Origin of the sequence: Micromonospora sp. WMMD734, from assembly GCF_049178975.1 — a bacterium.
In the GTDB taxonomy this organism is placed as follows: Bacteria; Actinomycetota; Actinomycetes; order Mycobacteriales; family Micromonosporaceae; genus Micromonospora; species Micromonospora wenchangensis.
The window spans coordinates 5,283,720-5,300,701 of sequence record NZ_JBMHMK010000001.1; the positions used below are offsets into that span (position 1 = coordinate 5,283,720).

15 protein-coding genes and 1 pseudogene are annotated in these 16,982 nt (G+C 72.6%); 5 read left to right on the forward strand and 11 right to left on the reverse strand.

What is annotated here, in order from left to right; genetic code table 11:
- Positions 1–49: 49 nt before the first annotated feature.
- The 3 genes from ACN267_RS22665 to ACN267_RS22675 all read right to left on the reverse strand — a co-directional run bounded on the left by ACN267_RS22665 (position 50) and on the right by ACN267_RS22675 (position 3,516).
- Positions 50–2,410, reverse strand: coding sequence for a sodium-translocating pyrophosphatase (locus ACN267_RS22665; protein WP_204958710.1), 2,361 nt, complete (start codon positions 2,408–2,410; stop codon positions 50–52).
- Positions 2,411–2,725: 315 nt separating this feature from the next.
- Positions 2,726–3,160, reverse strand: coding sequence for an ATP-binding protein (locus ACN267_RS22670; protein WP_204925977.1), 435 nt, complete (start codon positions 3,158–3,160; stop codon positions 2,726–2,728).
- Positions 3,160–3,516: an STAS domain-containing protein gene (locus ACN267_RS22675; protein WP_145917498.1), complete on the reverse strand. Its 357-nt coding sequence runs from the start codon at positions 3,514–3,516 to the stop codon at positions 3,160–3,162. The genes ACN267_RS22670 and ACN267_RS22675 overlap by 1 nt, the downstream gene beginning before the upstream one ends.
- 132 nt (positions 3,517–3,648) lie before the next feature.
- Between ACN267_RS22675 and ACN267_RS22680 the strand changes: the two genes are divergently transcribed.
- The 3 genes from ACN267_RS22680 (at position 3,649) to ACN267_RS22690 (ending at position 7,202) form a co-directional block, all read left to right on the forward strand.
- The gene (locus ACN267_RS22680) at positions 3,649–6,039 is read left to right on the forward strand and encodes a DEAD/DEAH box helicase (protein WP_421489601.1); all 2,391 of its coding nucleotides are present in this window, start codon (positions 3,649–3,651) and stop codon (positions 6,037–6,039) included.
- A gap of 167 nt (positions 6,040–6,206) precedes the next feature.
- Positions 6,207–6,410 (forward strand): hypothetical protein, encoded by a 204-nt coding sequence (locus ACN267_RS22685; protein WP_088643464.1) that lies wholly within the window; start codon positions 6,207–6,209, stop codon positions 6,408–6,410.
- 213 nt (positions 6,411–6,623) lie between these two features.
- The gene (locus ACN267_RS22690) at positions 6,624–7,202 is read left to right on the forward strand and encodes a hypothetical protein (protein WP_204958708.1); all 579 of its coding nucleotides are present in this window, start codon (positions 6,624–6,626) and stop codon (positions 7,200–7,202) included.
- A 203-nt stretch (positions 7,203–7,405) separates the two neighbouring features.
- On the opposite strand, the gene ACN267_RS22695 is transcribed toward ACN267_RS22690, so the two are convergent.
- From ACN267_RS22695 to ssd, 7 genes and pseudogenes are all read right to left on the reverse strand, one after another.
- Entirely contained in the window at positions 7,406–7,783 is a 378-nt protein-coding gene (locus tag ACN267_RS22695) for an Rv3654c family TadE-like protein (protein ID WP_281901100.1), read from the reverse strand.
- A gap of 242 nt (positions 7,784–8,025) precedes the next feature.
- Positions 8,026–8,370: pseudogene (locus ACN267_RS22700) on the reverse strand (TadE family type IV pilus minor pilin); the annotation flags it as partial.
- Positions 8,367–8,534 (reverse strand): DUF4244 domain-containing protein, encoded by a 168-nt coding sequence (locus tag ACN267_RS22705; protein ID WP_013283643.1) that lies wholly within the window; start codon positions 8,532–8,534, stop codon positions 8,367–8,369. The pseudogene ACN267_RS22700 and the gene ACN267_RS22705, both read right to left, overlap by 4 nt.
- A 26-nt stretch (positions 8,535–8,560) precedes the next feature.
- Positions 8,561–9,286, reverse strand: coding sequence for a type II secretion system F family protein (locus tag ACN267_RS22710; RefSeq protein ID WP_421489602.1), 726 nt, complete (start codon positions 9,284–9,286; stop codon positions 8,561–8,563).
- Positions 9,286–10,101, reverse strand: a complete 816-nt coding sequence (locus ACN267_RS22715; RefSeq protein ID WP_281901103.1) for a hypothetical protein — start codon at positions 10,099–10,101, stop codon at positions 9,286–9,288. Before ACN267_RS22715 ends, ACN267_RS22710 begins: the two co-directional genes overlap by 1 nt.
- Positions 10,098–11,303: a TadA family conjugal transfer-associated ATPase gene (locus tag ACN267_RS22720; RefSeq protein ID WP_421489603.1), complete on the reverse strand. Its 1,206-nt coding sequence runs from the start codon at positions 11,301–11,303 to the stop codon at positions 10,098–10,100. The genes ACN267_RS22715 and ACN267_RS22720 overlap by 4 nt, the downstream gene beginning before the upstream one ends.
- On the reverse strand, positions 11,300–12,403 hold the full coding sequence (ssd, locus tag ACN267_RS22725) for a septum site-determining protein Ssd (protein WP_421489604.1): 1,104 nt from the start codon (positions 12,401–12,403) through the stop codon (positions 11,300–11,302). Before ssd ends, ACN267_RS22720 begins: the two co-directional genes overlap by 4 nt.
- A 381-nt stretch (positions 12,404–12,784) precedes the next feature.
- Between ssd and ACN267_RS22730 the strand changes: the two genes are divergently transcribed.
- On the forward strand, positions 12,785–13,681 hold the full coding sequence (locus ACN267_RS22730) for a hypothetical protein (RefSeq protein ID WP_421489605.1): 897 nt from the start codon (positions 12,785–12,787) through the stop codon (positions 13,679–13,681).
- A 1,274-nt stretch (positions 13,682–14,955) separates the two neighbouring features.
- Positions 14,956–15,824, forward strand: a protein-coding gene (locus tag ACN267_RS22735; protein WP_282273828.1) for an IS5 family transposase whose coding sequence is annotated in 2 segments (ribosomal slippage) — positions 14,956–15,298 and positions 15,298–15,824 — 870 coding nt in all. Because the reading frame shifts where the segments join, the coding sequence is not laid out codon by codon here.
- Between the two features lie 451 nt (positions 15,825–16,275).
- On the opposite strand, the gene ACN267_RS22740 is transcribed toward ACN267_RS22735, so the two are convergent.
- Positions 16,276–16,599 (reverse strand): hypothetical protein, encoded by a 324-nt coding sequence (locus ACN267_RS22740; RefSeq protein ID WP_421489606.1) that lies wholly within the window; start codon positions 16,597–16,599, stop codon positions 16,276–16,278.
- Positions 16,600–16,982: the final 383 nt, after the last annotated feature.

A 16,982-nucleotide genomic window follows, 5' to 3' on the forward strand; every position in this document is an offset into this window, starting at 1 on the left:
TCACGGCGCAGCGGGCCCCCGCAGGACCGGGGACCCGCCGCGTCGTGACTCAGGCGTTGGCGGCTTCGACCCGCTTCGGGTCGTTGCCCGTGCCGGTGCCGCCACCGTCCGGGGTGGAGTCCATGGCGACGCCCTTGCGCTTGCTGAACACCACCGCCGCGACCACGATCAGGGTGGCGACCACCGCGACCGTCAGGCGCAGCGGGGTGTTCCGGTCGTCGCCGACGCTCCAGGCCACCACGGCCGGCGCGATCAGCAGCGAGACCAGGTTCATCACCTTGATCAGCGGGTTGATCGCCGGGCCGGCGGTGTCCTTGAACGGGTCGCCGACGGTGTCGCCGATGACCGTCGCCGAGTGCGACTCGGAACCCTTGCCGCCGTAGGAGCCGTCCTCGACGAGCTTCTTGGCGTTGTCCCACGCGCCACCGGAGTTGGACAGGAAGACCGCCATCAGGGTGCCCGCCCCGATCGCCCCGGCCAGGTAGGAGGCCAGCGCGCCGGGGCCGAGGCCGAAGCCGACCGCGATCGGGGCGAGGATGGCCAGCAGGCCGGGGGTCATCAGCTCGCGCTGCGCGTCCCGGGTGCAGATGTCGACGACCTTGCCGTACTCGGGACGCTGGGTGCGGTCCATGATGCCGGGCAGCTCACGGAACTGCCGGCGGACCTCCATCACCACCGCGCCGGCCGAGCGGGACACCGCGTTGATGGCCAGCCCGGAGAAGAGGAAGACCACCGCCGCACCGATGATCAGACCGACCAGGTTGCGCGGGTTGGCGACGTTGAGCGCGTTGAGGATCTCGCTGGCGACGTCCCCGACGCCCGCGTCGGAGTACGCGGTGCTCAGCGTGTCGGTGTACGAGCCGAACAGCGCGGTGGCCGCGAGCACGGCGGTGGCGATCGCGATGCCCTTGGTGATCGCCTTGGTGGTGTTGCCGACCGCGTCGAGCTCGGTGAGGATCCGCGCGCCGTTCTCGTCGATGTCGCCGGACATCTCGGCCACGCCCTGCGCGTTGTCGGAGATCGGGCCGAAGGTGTCCATCGCGACGATCACGCCGACCGTGGTGAGCAGGCCGGTGCCGGCCAGCGCGACCGCGAACAGCGACAGGGTGATGGAGCTGCCGCCGAGCAGGAACGCGCCGAAGACCCCGGCACCGATCAGCAGGGCCGAGTAGACCGCCGACTCCAGGCCGACGCTGATGCCGGCGAGGATGACGGTGGCCGGGCCGGTCTGCGAACTCTTGCCGATGTCCTGCACCGGACGCCTGTTGGTCTCGGTGAAGTAGCCGGTCAGCGCCTGGATGGCGGCGGCCAGCACGATGCCGATGACGACCGCGCCGATGGCGACCACGCGGGGGTTCTGGTCGACGTCGGTGAGCCCGCCCTCCAGCTCGCCGAAGCTGGCCGGCAGGTAGAGGAAGGCGGCGACCGCGACCAGCACCGCGGAGATGACGGCGGAGAGGTAGAAGGCCCGGTTGATGGCGGTCAGGCCGTTGCGGTCGGAGGGGCGCAGCCGGGTGATGAAGACGCCGACGATGGCGATCAGCACCCCGATGGTGGAGATGATCAGCGGGAAGACCAGCCCGTCCTCGCCGAACGCGGCGCGGCCGAGGATCAGCGCGGCGACCAGCGTCACCGCGTACGACTCGAAGAGGTCGGCGGCCATGCCGGCGCAGTCGCCGACGTTGTCGCCCACGTTGTCGGCGATGGTGGCGGCGTTGCGCGGGTCGTCCTCGGGGATACCCTGCTCGACCTTGCCGACGAGGTCGGCCCCGACGTCGGCGGCCTTGGTGAAGATGCCGCCGCCGACCCGCATGAACATGGCGAGCAGGGCGGCACCGAAGCCGAAGCCCTCCAGCACGGTCGGCGCGTCGCCCTTGAACAGCATGACCACGAGCGCCGCGCCGAACAGGCCGAGGCCGACGGTGAGGAAGCCGACCACGCCACCGGTACGGAAGGCGATCTTCATGGCGGCTTCCCGGCCACCGGCCGCCTCCCGGGCGGCGGCGGCGACCCGCAGGTTGGCCCGGGTGGCCAGCCACATCCCGGCCCCGCCGATGAACGCGCTGAACAGGGCGCCGACCACGAAGAACGCGGACCGGCCGATCTTGACCGCCAGTTCGCTGCCGTCGGTGTCGTGCACCGGTAGCAGGAAGAGCAGTACGACGGCGACGACCACGAAGATCGCCAACGTCCTGAACTGCCGGAGCAGATAGGCGGAGGCGCCCTCCTGCACCGCGCCGGAGATCTCCTGCATGTTGGTGGTGCCCTTACCGGCTGCCAGCACGGCCTTGGTCAAGGCGGCGGCGAAGACGAGTGCCACCAGCGCGATGACCGCGGCGATGACGACGTACGTCACGTTCTCTCCGGTGAGGGACAGCGCGCCGCCTTCGGCGGCCAAGGTCCCGGACATCTATGTCCTCCTGTACCGAACACTGTCGCGCCGGCCAGTGGACGTATGACCGACGCCTGGATGCGGTGGCGCACGTGCTCCGACCCGCCGCCACGGAAGATGATCAACATCCATATCCGCTGGCTGCGGGAACGATCACGTACTGACAACCCACAGACTGTAGCCCCGGCCAGTGTTGGAGGTCACACCTGGGGGACGCCGTGTCCGGATGATCTCTGTAACTGTGTTATGAGGAAAAATCTGATATAGGAGGCCATCGACGCCGCGAGGCCGCGACCCACCAAGGGTCACGGCCTCACATACGTACAGTGACGATCAGCGACCGACCGGCCACACCATCCGGACCTCGGTCCCGATCCCCTCGGCCACCGGCCGCACCTGGAGGTCCTCCACGAAACCGGCGAGCAGCGCGAAGCCCACGCCGGTGGTCAGCGCCTCGTCGGTCAACGCCTCGTTGGCCAACTCGTCGGCGTTCAACGCGGCCAGGCCCAACCCCGCCTCGATCGGCGCCCGGTCCACCACCCGCACCGAATACGCTCCGGAGTCGGACATCTCCACCAGCACCGGGTCCGCCAGCCCGTACTGGTGGTGCAGGGCGACCGCCCGGGTGCACGCCTCACCGATGGCCAGCCGTACCTCGTCGAGCAGATCCTCCCGGACCCCGGCCCGACGGGCCACCGCCACACCGACCAGGCGGGCGGTACGCACGTGCACCGGCGCCGGCGAGAAGGAGAGCCGGACCGTCGCCATCACGCGCCGGAGCCGGTGGGGTCGGCGGCGATCGCCGCGTCCACCGTCGGGTGCAGGGGGAAGACCTGGTCCAGGGCGGTGATCCGGAAGATCTTCAGCAGCGGCTCCTTGTCACAGACCAGGGCGAACGAACCCCCGGCCGACCGCAGCCGCTTCAGGGCGCCGACCAGCACCCCCAGGCCGGTGGAGTCGAGGAAGTCCACCCGCCCCAGGTCGACGACCACCCGCCGGGCCCCGCCGTCGATCAACTCCAGGAGCCGTTCGCGCAGTCGGGGTGCGGTGTAGACGTCCACCTCACCGCCGACCTCGAGCACCGTGTGCTCCCCCACGGTGCGGGTCGCCAGCGACAGCTCCATCAGTCCTCCTCCGAGAGCCGTAAACTCTCCTGGGCATCTAACCATCCCCGCCGGACGGCCCGGCGAGGTCACCGGCGGCGGCTCCTCCATACCCACCGGCCCGGTTGTTCAGCACCGAACACCAGTGCGAGAGTGCAGGACGTGAACCCCGCAGCCACCGCGACCGCAGGCCCCGGCACCGGGCGGGGCCCGGCCGAGCTGCTGCACCGGCTACGGACCCGCCATCCGGTCGACCCGGTCACCCACGTCGAGCGGGTACCGGCCCGCGCCGGGCAGCAGGCCCCCTGGCCGCAGTGGGCCCCCGAGGAGCTCCGGGCGGCGTTCGCCCGACGCGGCGTCACCGCCCCCTGGCGGCACCAGGCCCAGGCCGCCGAGCTGGCGTACGCCGGGCAGCACGTCGTCGTGGCCACCGGCACCGCGTCCGGCAAGTCCCTGGCGTACCAGCTCCCGACCCTGGCCGCGTTGCTGGCCGACCCCCGGGCCACGGTGCTCTACCTGGCCCCCACCAAGGCCCTCGCCGCCGACCAGCTGCGCGCCGTCGCCGGCCTCGACCTCGACGGGGTACGCCCCGCCACCTATGACGGGGACACCCCGCGCGCCGAACGGGAGTGGATCCGCCGGCACTCCCGGTTCGTGCTGACCAACCCGGACATGCTGCACCACGGCCTGCTGCCCGGCCACACCCACTGGTCGGGGTTCCTGCGCCGGCTGACGTACGTGGTCGTCGACGAGTGCCACACCTACCGGGGCGTGTTCGGCTCGCACGTGGCGCACGTACTGCGCCGGCTGCGTCGCCGGTGCGCGCAGTTCGGCCGTACCCCCGTGTTCCTGCTCGCGTCGGCGACGTCGGGTGACCCGGCGGCGACCGCCGGGCGGCTCACCGGCCTGCCCGTCACCGCCGTCACCGAGGACACCTCGCCACGCGGCGGGGTCACCTTCGCGCTCTGGGAACCGCCGCTGCTGCCGCCGCCCGCCGACGTCGGGGCCGTCGCCGACGACCTGATCCAGGTCCGCCGGTCGGCGCTGCGGGAGACCGCCGACCTGCTCGCCGACACCGTCGCCGAGGGGGTACGCACGCTCGCCTTCGTCCGGTCCCGGCGCGGCGCGGAGGTGGTCGCCGCGAACGCCCGCCGGGCGCTGGACGAGGCGGTGCCCGGCCTCGGCGAACGGGTGGCCGCCTACCGGGCCGGTTACCTGAAGGAGGAACGCCGGAAACTGGAACGGGCCCTGCTCCACGGCGACCTGCTCGGGCTGGCCTCGACCAACGCGCTGGAACTCGGCGTCGACCTGGTCGGGCTGGACGCGGTGCTGATCTGCGGCTGGCCGGGCACCCGGGCGTCGCTGTGGCAGCAGGCCGGCCGGGCCGGGCGCTCCGGCGACGAGGCGCTCGCCGTGCTGGTGGCCCGGGACGACCCGCTCGACACCTACCTGGTGCACCATCCGGAGGCGCTGTTCGGCCGCCCGGTCGAGGCGACGGTGCTCGACCCGGCCAACCCGTACGTGCTCACCCCGCAGCTCGCCTGCGCCGCCGCCGAGTCCCCGCTCACCCCGGCCGACCTGGAGCTGTTCGGTGACGGGGCGAAGGAGGCCGTCGACGAGCTGGTGCAGGCCGGTGACCTGCGGCAGCGGCCCACCGGGTGGTACTGGCGGCACCGGGAACGCCCCGAGATCGACCTGCGTGGCCAGGGCGGGACGCCGGTCTGCGTGGTGGAGGAGTCCACCGGACGCCTGCTCGGCACCGTCGACGGCGGCTCGGCGCACTTCCTCGTCCACCCGGGGGCGGTCTACCTGCACCAGGGCGTCTCGTACGTGGTCGACGCGCTGGACCTTGACGACGGGTGCGCGCTGGTGCACGCCGAGGAGCCGGACTGGTCCACCCACGCCCGGGACGTCACCTCGCTCTCCGTGGTGTCGGTCCGCTCGTACCGGGACGCCGGCCCGGTCGGGCTCTTCCTCGGCGAGGTGGACGTCACCAGTCAGGTGGTCTCCTACCAGCGTCGCCGGATCGCCTCCGGCGAGGTGATCGACACCCGCCCGCTGGACCTGCCGGCCCGGGAACTGCGCACCGTCGCGGTCTGGTTCACGCTCTCCCCGCAGTCGCTGGCGGCGGCCGGGGTCGAGCCGGCGGACGTGCCGGGGGCGCTGCACGCCGCCGAGCACGCCGCGATCGGGTTGCTGCCGCTGATGGCCACCTGCGACAGGTGGGACATCGGCGGGCTCTCCACCGCCCTGCACCCGGACACCGAGGCACCCACCGTGTTCGTCTACGACGGCCACCCCGGCGGGGCCGGCTTCGCCGAGCGGGCCTACCGGACGGCGGCGGCCTGGCTGGGTGCCACCCGGGACGCCGTCGTCGAGTGCGGCTGCGAGTCGGGCTGCCCGTCCTGCGTCCAGTCCCCGAAGTGCGGCAACGGCAACAACCCGCTGTCCAAGTCGGGCGCGGTCCGGGTCCTCGACGTGGTCCTGGCCAACCTGTCCGCCATCGCCGCCGCGCCCGCCCAGCCGGGCCCGGCCGACCGGTGACGGGGACCCGGCCGGCGGTCGTGCCGTGGGTGGTCGCCATTGACTCCCGGGATCGCGCTTGAGCGCAACGACATCTGGGCATTGATGCATGGGAGCGCTTCCATCGATAATCGGAAGTGCCCTCCCAGCGCCGACCCCGCCGTTCATGCCGACCCGGAGGAGAAGCCGTGGCCGACACCATCGCCGAGACCGTCGACCTGCTCTACACGATCGACCAGGACAATCTCACCCCCGACCAGCTGATCGCGCTGGGTGCCGCCCTGGCCAGCCTGGCCCAGGCGGAACGTCTGGACCAGATCAACGAGCGGCTGCGGGGCATCCACCAGGTGCTCAACACCTGGGCGCTCAAGGCGACCGCCGACGGACGCTGACGGCGGCGACCGACCGGCGACGGCGGGCGTCGACGGGGGTCGGCCGCCGGCCGACGGCGGGCGTCGACGGGGGTCGGCCGCCGGCCGACGGCGGGCGCTGACCGAGTTGGCCGCCGGCCGGCGGCGGGCATCGACAGGGGTGGCCGCCGGGCGCTGACGGGCGCTGGTCGGAGGGTTGTGCGAGACTCCGGCGCACCCTTCGGAGGAGTTCTCATGCAGTTGGACAGTTTGCAGGCACAGCACCAGTTCCACGTCCGGCAGCGGATCCGGATGATGGTCAACCAGTACGAGGTCCGGGCCGTGGCGGCGGACGGCACCGAGGGCGAGTTGCTGGCGTTCGCGCAGCAGAAGCGACTCGCCTTCAAGGAGCAGGTCACCATCTACACCGACGACTCCAAGCAGCACCCGCTGCTCGGGTTCAAGGCCCGGCAGCGGCTCGACCTCGGTGCCACATACGACGTGACCGACCACGCCGGCACACCGATCGGGCTGTTCCGCAAGGACTTCGCCCAGTCGCTGCTCCGCTCGACCTGGCACGTCGAGCAGGCCGGCCTGCCGGCGGTCACCGGCCAGGAGCGCAGCATGCCGGTGGCACTGCTGCGCCGGTTCGTCGACTCGTTGTCCTGGCTGCCGTACCACTTCGACTTCACCGCCGGTGGTCAGCCGGTGTTCTCGGTGATCAAGAAGTGGGGCCTGCGGGACCGCTACGTCGTCGAGGTGCCGCATCCGCAGATCGACAGGCGACTGGTGATCGCCATGGCCATCGGCCTGGACGCGCTCCAGGGCCGCTGAGCCACCCGGTTCGGGGTCGGGCCGGCCCGCCCTGTTCCGGGGTGGGCCGGCCTTGATCCAGGGCGGGCCTGCCTGTTCCAGGCGGTCCCGTCCGGGGCCGGCGCTCCGGCGGGTCAACCCCGGACCGGTCACCGCCGAACCGGTCGGCCCCGAACCGGTCGGCCCCGAACCGGTCGGCCCCGGATCGGTCGGCCCCGGATCGGTCAGCCTCGGACCGGGCCGGCGCGGGCGGTGGCGGTGGCGTGCCGCCGCAGCCCCGGCAGCGGAGTGACCGCCACCTCGACCGTCACCACCACGTCGAGCCCGTCAGCGCGGCAGGTGACCAGCCGGGCGGCATTGGCACGGACGAACCCGTCGGCGGTCGCACAGGCCACGCCGGCACCCTGCCGCGCCGCACCGGCCCCCGCTAGGGCACCGAAGTCGGCAGCGACCCGGGCCTGGTGTCGCGCCAGCCGGGCCGCGCCGATCGCCGCCCCGAACAGCCCGACCAGCACGAAGACCAGACCGACGGCGAGCAACAGCACGGTGGCCCCACCCCGCTCGGCGACGTCACCGCGCCCCTTCCTCCCGGGGCCCGTCACCCCGGCGCGGCGAGTGGCACGCTCGGGCCGGCATCCGCAGCTCACGAGTGTCCTTCCGGCGTGTCCGCCCCGGGTCCACGCGCAGCGGACGCCTCCGGCATTGGTGCGTCCACGGTTGGTGCGTCCGGTTCCGGTACGCCAGGTTGCCGCATGTCTGGCTGTGGTGCCTCCGGTTGCGGTGTGGCCAGTTCCGGTGCGCTTGGCTGCGGTGCGGGTTGCGGCGTGCCCGGCTGTGGTGCGCCCGGTTCGACGGCGGCGACCGTGCCGGCCTCGACGGTGAGTCGGGGCAGCCGGGCACCGAGCGCTCGGACGGGCGCGCGGACCGTCGCGATGACCCGGCCCTCGTCCACTACGATCGACACGACCGCCGCCTCCGGTGCGATCCGGGTGCCCGCACTGGTCCCGTCCTCGCCCCGGGAGGCAGCGAGCGCCGCCTCCCGGGCCGCGTCCAGGCAGGCCGCCTTCGTGGTGACCGCGTCGACGGCGGTGATTCCGGCGAACAGGAGCAGGAGCAGCGCCGGCAGGCCGGTCGCCAGTTCGGCGGTGAACGAGCCCCGATCCCGACCGGCCGGCCGGCGCGGTCTCACTTCAACGCCCGATCGATGACGGCCGTCAGCGCGGACTGCACGTTGCCCGAGGTGAGCACCTTGAGCAGGATGCCGGCGAAGGCGACTGCGGCGAGGGTGCCCACGGCGTACTCGGCGGTGTTCATCCCCGCGTCCCCGCGCAGCCGGGTGAGGAGTTTGCGCATCGCTCGTTCCCTTTCTCGATGTTGGGTCACAGCACGTCGCCGAGGACGGCGACGATCACCGGCACCAGGCCGGCGAGAATGAAGGCCGGTAGGAAACACAGGCCCAGCGGCAACACGATCAGTACGCCGGCCCGCCGGGCGGACGCCTCCGCAGCCGTGGAGCGGTCGGCCCGCAGGTCGTCGGCGACACGGCCGAGGGCACCGGCCAACGCCGCCCCGCTGCGCGACGAACGCAGTGCCGCGGCTACCACCCGGTCCGCCCCGGGCACCGGTGCCAGGTGGGCCCACGCCTCCGACGGCTCGCCGCCGAGCAGCAGCGTCCGCCCGATCCGGGCGAGTCGGGCGGCCAGTGGGCCGTCCACCGCGTCGGCCACCGCGAGCACCGACCGGTCCACCGGTGCGCCGGCCCGCATCGCCGCCGCCAGCAGGTCAGCGGCGAGCGGCAGGTCGGCGGCCTCCCGCAACCGGCGTTCCCGTACCGCAGGCGGGGTGATCCGGCGCAGCAACCGGTCCGCCACCGGGGCGGTCAACGCCCCGCCCAGCGCCCCGGGCCAACCGCCCACCAGCAGCAGGACCGCCACACCCGCCAGGACGGCCCCGAGTCGTGTCCGGTCCGGCCACCAGCCCGGTCGGCTCCGGCCCGCGCGCCGGCCGGTCAGGACGTTCCACCGCCGGCCGGCCCGGTTGCCGCGCACCGCGACCAGCAGCGCGGCCAGGACCAGGCAGCCGGCCGACAACTGCGCCGGGGACATCACCCACCCCCGCCAGGCACGACGCCCAGCCGCTCGGCCCAGAGCAACCCGCCGGCCTGAAGGCCCATCGCGGCGAGGGCACACCCGGCACCGATCGGGGTGTGCAGCAGCACTGCCAGCGGGTCGACGCCGATGCCGTAGCCGAGGGCGATGCCGCCGAGCGGGAGCGCGGCAAGCAGCAGCGCGGTGGCATTGGCCCCGGCCGCCTGGGCGGCGGCACCGGCCAGTCCCCGGTCGAACGCCCGCGCGTCGGCCTCGACGCGTTCCAGGAGTTCGGCCAGGGGCGCTCCGGTCCGGTCGGCGAGCCGGACCGCCGATCGGGTCAGCCGGGCGAGCCGGTCCACTCCGGCCGGGTCGTCGCCCGGTCGCGCTGCGCCGGGTTCCTGGTTCGGCGCGGCGTCAGCGGGGACGGGCAGGCCGGCCCGCAGGTCGGCGGCGAGCGCCCCGAGCCGGTCCAGGTGGCGACGACGTTCCCGGCCGACCTGCCCGGCGAGCCGCCGCCGGTGCACGGCACGCGCCCCGAGCATCCCGTAACCGGCCAGGAGGAGTGCGGCAACCGGTCCGGCGGCGAGGCCACCCGTACCGGCACCGACGAGACCGGCCAACAGCAGGACCCGCCTCGGCGGGCCGGACACCAACCGACGCACCAGCCGGCGACCGGGCGTCGACCGGTGGGGGTCGCCGGGTTCCGGTCCGGGACGTGGCGGTGCGGGGAGCACGCTGCGGCGTCGGCGTCGACTGCTGCGTACCGGCCAGGCGACCGCCAGGGCCGCGCCGGTCAGCAGGACCGCGACCAGCCACAACGGCGACGTCATGCCCGCCCCGTCGCGTCGGGTCGGGGTGCCCGCAACAGAGGCGGCACCGGCACTCCCCGGTCGCGGAGCAGGATCGCGAGACCGGGCCCGGCCGGTCCGACGCCCTGCCCACGTACCCAGGCGGGCACCACCGTCACCAGCCGGTCGGGGCCGTCGGCCAGCAGCAGGCAGATCGACTCCACCAGTCGGCCGTCGGGGCTCCGACGTACCTGGACCAACACCTGGAGCGCGGCGGTGACCTGCGCGTGCAGCGCCGCCCGGGGCAGGCCGCCGAGCAGCCCGAGCGCCTCCAGCCGAGCCGGCACGTCGGCCGGGGTGTTGGCGTGCAGGGTTCCCGCCCCTCCGTCGTGGCCGGTGTTGAGCGCGGCCAGCAGATCGACCACCTCGGCGCCCCGGCACTCGCCGACGACCAGCCGGTCGGGACGCATCCGCAGCGCCTGCCGGACCAGTTCGCTCAGCCCGATCACGCCCGCGCCCTCCACGTTGGCCGTCCGGGCCTGGAGACCGACCACGTGCGGGTGCACCGGGTGCAGTTCGGCGGCGTCCTCGACCAGCACGATGCGTTCCGTCGTCGGCACCAGGCCGAGCATCGTGTTGAGCAGGGTCGTCTTGCCCGAGCCGGTGCCGCCGGTGACCAGGTAGGCCAGACGGGCGGCCACCACCGCGGCGAGCACCGGGGCGACCGACTGCGGCACGGTGCCCTGCTGGACCAGCTCGTCGAGGGTGAACGGCCGGTGCCGGAAGGTGCGCAGCGACAGGTAGGGCCCGTCGGTCGCCACCGGAGGCAGCACGGCGTGCAACCGGGTGCCGTCGGGCAGTCGGGCGTCCGCGCAGGGTGAGCCGTCGTCGAGCCGACGACCGGCGGCGGCGGTGAGCCGTTGGGCGAGCCGGCGTACGTCGTCGACCGTGCCGAGCGGCACCGCCACCTGGTGCAGCCCGGTGCCCCGGTCGACCCAGACCCGCAGCCCGTTCACGAGCACGTCGGTCACCTCGGGATCAGCGAGCAGCGGGGCGAGCGGCCCGGCACCCACCAGGTCGTCGTGCACCCGGTCGGCGATCCGCAGCACGGCGGTGTCACCGAGGACGGCGGCGGACGGTTCGGCGCGTACGGCGGAGACGATCGCCGCCGGGGTGACCGGCGTGGTGGTGTCGGCCATCCGCTGCCGGACCCGGGCAGCGAACTCCTCGGGTCGCCCGGTCACGCCGCACCCGGCACGGGCAGCCCGGTCAGGTCGGTGACCAGTTGCCGGCAGAGCGCGGCCAGCGGTCCCCGGCCGGCGGCGGCCGGTGCCTCACCGCGTTCCAGCCCCCGGCTCAGGGCAGGTTCGGGGCGTAGCGTGCCGGCGAGCGGCAGTCCGAGGGCACGGGCCACCTCGGCCGCGCGCAGCCGGCCCGGGGCGGGCCCCCGGACGATCACCCCCAGTGCGGCGCAGTGCGGAGCCGTCGCCGCGACCACCCGGGCCGCCGCAGCGGTCGCCCGCAGTTCGGCGGGCACCACCACGTACGCCTGGTCGGCGGCCTGGAGGGCCAGTACGGCCGCGTCGTCGAGCTGGCGCGGCAGGTCGACGACGACGAAGTCCCGGCCCCGGCGGGCGGCGTCGAGGGTGGCGGCCATCGCCGGGGCGGGCAGGGCCAGCGGCTCGCCCCGGTCCCAGGAGAGGACGACCAGGTCGCCCCGGTGCGGCAGGGCGCGGACCAGGGCGGGCGCGTCGACCCGGCCGTCGGCGTCGGTGAGCGACGGCCAGCGCAGCCCGTCCAGGTCCTCCCAGCCGAGCACCAGGTCGAGCCCGCCGCCGAGCGGGTCCGCGTCGACCAGGAGGGTGCGCAGGTGGGCGCGGGCGGCGGTGACGGCCAGGCCACCCGCGAGGACGCTCGCCCCGGCCCCTCCCCGACCGCCGAGCACGGCGACCGTCCGGGCCGGTGCCGCCGGTTCGCCGCCGGGCGCGCACGCGGCGAACCGGTCGACCAGCCATGGTTCGGCAGCGGGCAGGGTGGCGACGTGCTCGGCCCCGATCAACTCGGCGATCTCCCAGCTCGGGTCGAGTTCCCCCGACCGTCCGACCAGCACCGTCCGGGGCCGCCTGGGCAACCGGGCCCGCAGGCAGGCTTGGGCCTGGTCACTGCCGATGAGGACCAGGGGCGCGGGAAGCCAGCGGGACCGGGCGGCGGCCGGATCGGCGGCCACCTCCACCTCGGTGCCGCCCGCTGCGGCGAGCCGCAGCAACTCGTCGAGGAGGTCGCCGTCGGAGGTGACCAGCAGCGGCAGTCGTCGGTACGGCGGAAGGGAGGTACGGGGTGGCATCACGGCCTCCAGCGCTCGGGGTTGCTGGGACAGACCCTGCGCCGTCGTGTCCGGTCCGTGCCGTCCGCGCCGCCGCCCCTGTGGACAACGGGACGACCTGTGGACAACCCCCGCCACGGCCGGTGATCTGTTATGCCGCTTCGGTGGTGGGATCACGACCGGGCTGGCCGTCAAGGTCTTCCCGGTCGGCCCTTCGACGCCTCCGTCGACCCGGTAGGGGGCACTGACCAGCAGCGGGGCATCTCCGGCACACCGCACGGAGGGCCGGGACGACCGAACGACGCCGGCCGCAGCGGTGCCGTCCCGATGAAGAACGCGAAAAAACGTCCTGTTCACCCCGCCCGAGTGATTGACGGCATACCACCTCGTACGCAGATAATCGTGACCGCCACCGCGAAGGTGGCATCCGCCGCTCTCGGAAACGGGGCCATGGCCGACTCACCCGACGACACACCCCCCACCCTGCGCATCGGTGGCTGGCTTCCGGCACCCCGGTACCGCCAGACGCTGCCGCCGTACCTCGTCCCCCCGACCGGCCGGCACCTGATCGACATCCCGGCGTCCGGGTCACCGAGCGACCCGCTGCCGTCCCCCGTGCACGCCGTCGAACCCGTCGGCATCGGACGGACGCTGCTGTTGGCCACCGTGGCGTTCGGCCTGGTGACCAGCCTCGTCCTGGCCCTGTCACCGTTGTGGTCCGGACCCAAGCGCGACGGTGCCGCCCTCCCGGCGACACCCTCCTGGATCGCCGATCGCCCGGATCTCGCGGCCGTGGAGAGCCCCACGCCGGTCGCCGACTACTCGCCCGCCCCGGCTTCGATGGCCACCCGCGCCGCGACCCCGGTCGCGCCACCCCCGGCACCGCCCCGCCAGCCCCACCGACCCGCTACGGGTACGACGTCCCGCCCCACCCCAACCACCACGCCGCCCCGGCCGGCGCCGACGACCACCGCGCCCCGCCCCACGCCGAAGCCGCCGACGAACCCGCCCGGACCGGCCGAGTTGACCGCGCTGCCGGGCTGGCAGGAACACTCGCTTCGGTCCAGTTCGAACGGCCCCTCGACGTACGTCGAGTTCATAAACGCCCGCAGTTCACGGGTCGTCGTCTACTGGCTCGACTACCAGGGGCAGCGCCGGCAGTACAAGGTGCTCGACGCCGGCCGGTCCTACCGCCAGCAGACGTACGTGGGGCACCCGTGGGTGGTCACCGACCGGCACGGCCGGGCCCTGGCCTGCTTCCTTCCCGCCCGTACGACGATGCGGGCGGTCGTACGGTAGCTTCCGCATCTTCTGCGGACGGCCATTGAGCAGGGCACTCTTAGTGGACTATCTGTCAGCGACCCGACGGACGAATCGCGGGCCTGTGCTATGACGCCACACGCGGGATGCGTGACAGTCGATCGGCGCAGCGCCGCCACAGCACAGCGGCACCCGGCTGCAACCGGACGCCGCATTCGACTCGACCGTGTGCAACGGGAGCGCTTTTATGGGAAAAGGAAGACCCCCGTCGGGGGAAAGTGACCTGACGTAGCAGCGAGTGTGATCGAGTGCCGTTCCGCGTGGGTCAGACGCACCGGTCGTGTCGTCGAGCATGATCGAGTCGAGCTGCGCGGTACGGCGTTCGCTGACGATCCGCTGACTTTTTGCGCTTTGCGCCGTAGCGCCGAACCGCGTTGCTCAACCGTCACGGGCGCTACCGGTCGCCCGACGCCGCTCTCGGCGAAGTAGCCAGCTCGGCTTCAACCCCCCGGGCCTGCCAATGTGCTCGCACAGCTGGCGTGGACGGTAGCCACCAGGAGTGCCGCGCCCAACAGCCATCCAGAACACCTTGGCCTCGCCCAAATGCCCGCTGCCGGTGTACCAGTGCAGTCCTGGATTCTCCTCACGGAGCGCCCACAGGGCCACCGAAGCAAGGCCCTGACGCTGGTACTTCTCAGCGGTGTATGGCTTGTCGACCCAGGCTGTCTTGCAGTGCGGGCACACGATGTACTCGACGGCAAAGGCAAAATCCCCGTTGAGGGTCGCCTGCCGGCACCGCCAACCGAAGTACCTGCCCGACGTAGTGTCCTGCCAGGGCGTGTCAAGGGTCGGGAGCTGGCCGACAGAGTAGCGTGGGCGCTTGTCGATACGCCCCCGTGTCGCGTGGTATAGGGCATCGCGAAGTGGAGCCCGCCCAGACCATCGACCAACGCCAGTGAGCGCTTGGTCGCAAAGCCGCCGAACGGCTCGTCGAACCTCCTCCGTCACACACGCAACGCTATCGGCAGCGTGACGGGCGCGACAGGTACCGAAGCGTTCCGCCTTCGTCCCGCCGAAAGATCAGTCCGGCGGCCAGTGTGCGATCCCTACGCCGCGCGGGCTCGTGGCCGCGCGGCCCGGCCCGCTCCCGGCCCACCCCTTCGATGCTCATCGGTCTGTCGTTCTGCGGCAGCCCTTGGCTTTACGCTTCCGCGCCAGCCACCGGGAGGCGCCGGAGCGCCAGCGGAGCGACGGACGCGCGCCTAGGGCGTGTCCTGTCGATCTTGTAGCGGTTGGTCGTTGACGATGTGCCGGTGGTACGTCGTGGTGAGCTGACCGATGAGGCGTGGGCGGTGATCGCCCCGCTGCTTCCCGAGCCGGGCGGTGCGCGGGGGCGGTGGCGGGATCATCGCCAGGTCATCAACGGGATCTTGTGGAAGCTGCGTACGGGTGCGCCGTGGCGTGACCTGCCGGAACGCTTCGGGCCGTGGAAGACCTGCCACGAACGGCTGCGCCGGTGGAGCGCTGACGGAACGTGGGATCGGATTCTCGCGGCGGCGCAGGTCCACGACGATGGCACACCGGTGCAGTGGACGATCAGCATCGACTCGTCGATCGTGCGGGCGCACCAGCATGCCGCTGGCGCCCGTAAAAAAGGGGCTCCACGGCAAGTCCGGCGGCACCTGGTACGCAAGATGGCGAGGCCATCGGCCGATCCCGCGGCGGACTGAGCACGAAAATCCACCTGGCTGTCGACGGACGCGGTCGGCCGTTGTCGATCCTGCTCACCCCGGGCCAGGCCGGTGACAACCCGCAGCTGTTGGCGCTGCTGGATGCGATCCGGATCAACGAGCCCGGGCCGGGTCGGCCCCGCAAGCGACCGGAGGTGCTGATCGCGGACAAGGGCTATGCGCATGACTCGACCCGTCGAGCCCTGCGACAACGCGGGATCCGGCACGTCATCCCGGAACGCTCGGACCAGGTCGCCCGCCGGGCCGCCAAGGGCAGCCACGGCGGGCGACCACCGGCCTTCGACAAGGCGATCTACCGCAAGCGCAACGTCGTGGAGCGCTGCTTCAACCGGCTAAAGCAGTGGCGTGACCTGGCCACCCGCTACGCCAAGCGCGCATCCCTCTACCGGTCCGGCCTGGTCCTCATCGCCGCCATCATCTGGCTTCCATGATCGGCAGGACAGGCCCTAGGCGGTGTCGGCGACGCGTGCGGCCCGTTGCGGACTGCCTTGATCGGCCAACAGGCACAGATTCTGATCGGCGCGAGCAGACTCCTGCTGACGATGGGCGGGGCAGCCGAGGACGTACGGCATGGTCAACCGGGCACCTGAGATTCGCGACGGCAATCTGGCCGGGAGCGCTTCCATGGGAAAGGGACGACCCCCGTCGGGGGGAAAGTGACCTGACGTGGCAGCGAGTGCGATCAGGTGCCGTACCGCGTGGTCAGACGTACCGGTCGTGCCGTCGAGCACGATCGAGCGTGGCCGCGTGGTACGGCGTTCGCTGACGATCCGCTGACTGGGAATGACGCGCTGCGGGCGCCCGAGGACGGCCGGAGGCCGCCCGCAGGGCAGTCCGCAAGCGCAGATCACTACTTGGACGGACTGGGTGCCGACTCGTTGATCAGCGCCGGATCGTCACCCCGACGACAATCGACACGAGGATCAGCACGGGAGCGGCATACCCTGCGGCAATCAGAACCCTCTCCCTCACGGGGCGCGGCTCAAGATACTCGTCCGGTCCGAGGACGTTGGGCCACCCGTCGCGGTACTCCACTCGGTGCCCGTCAGGGACCTCTACCTGCACAGTAGGCCGGGTGGTAGCGGAGATGAGGGCGTGGATGCCGTAGATGGGCAGCCACCAGCCGAGCGTGAGCATCGACAGGAGGATGTGCGCGATGTGCCAGGAGCGGCCAAGACTGCCCGCTCTGAGGGTGAGGATCTGCATGGGTCAGTGCCAGACTGTCTTGCAGGGCAGCGGCGAGCGTAGTCGGCTTGGTGCGGTCACCCGGGCAACCTAGCGCCACCGCTGCGGCAGGCCGGGCAAGCGTCGGGTACCCGACGAAAGCGATCGCGCCCCTGCCTTGCTCTCGGCGGACGCGAACAGAAACCGCCTCCGCTTTGCAAAGATCAAGACTCTTTTCGGTTGATGTCGGTCCGTCGTTGGCCTGCTCGCTACGTTGCCCATCGTCGGCCCCGGCCCAGCTCCGTCGACAGGCGTGGCCGTAGGAATTGCTGTACAGACACCCTCTAATCCGTAGCTCCGGGCGATGCGGTGTCCCGCAGCCGTCCCCGACGTCGACCAGCTCCTGGTAGCCGCGTGGCAGCTCT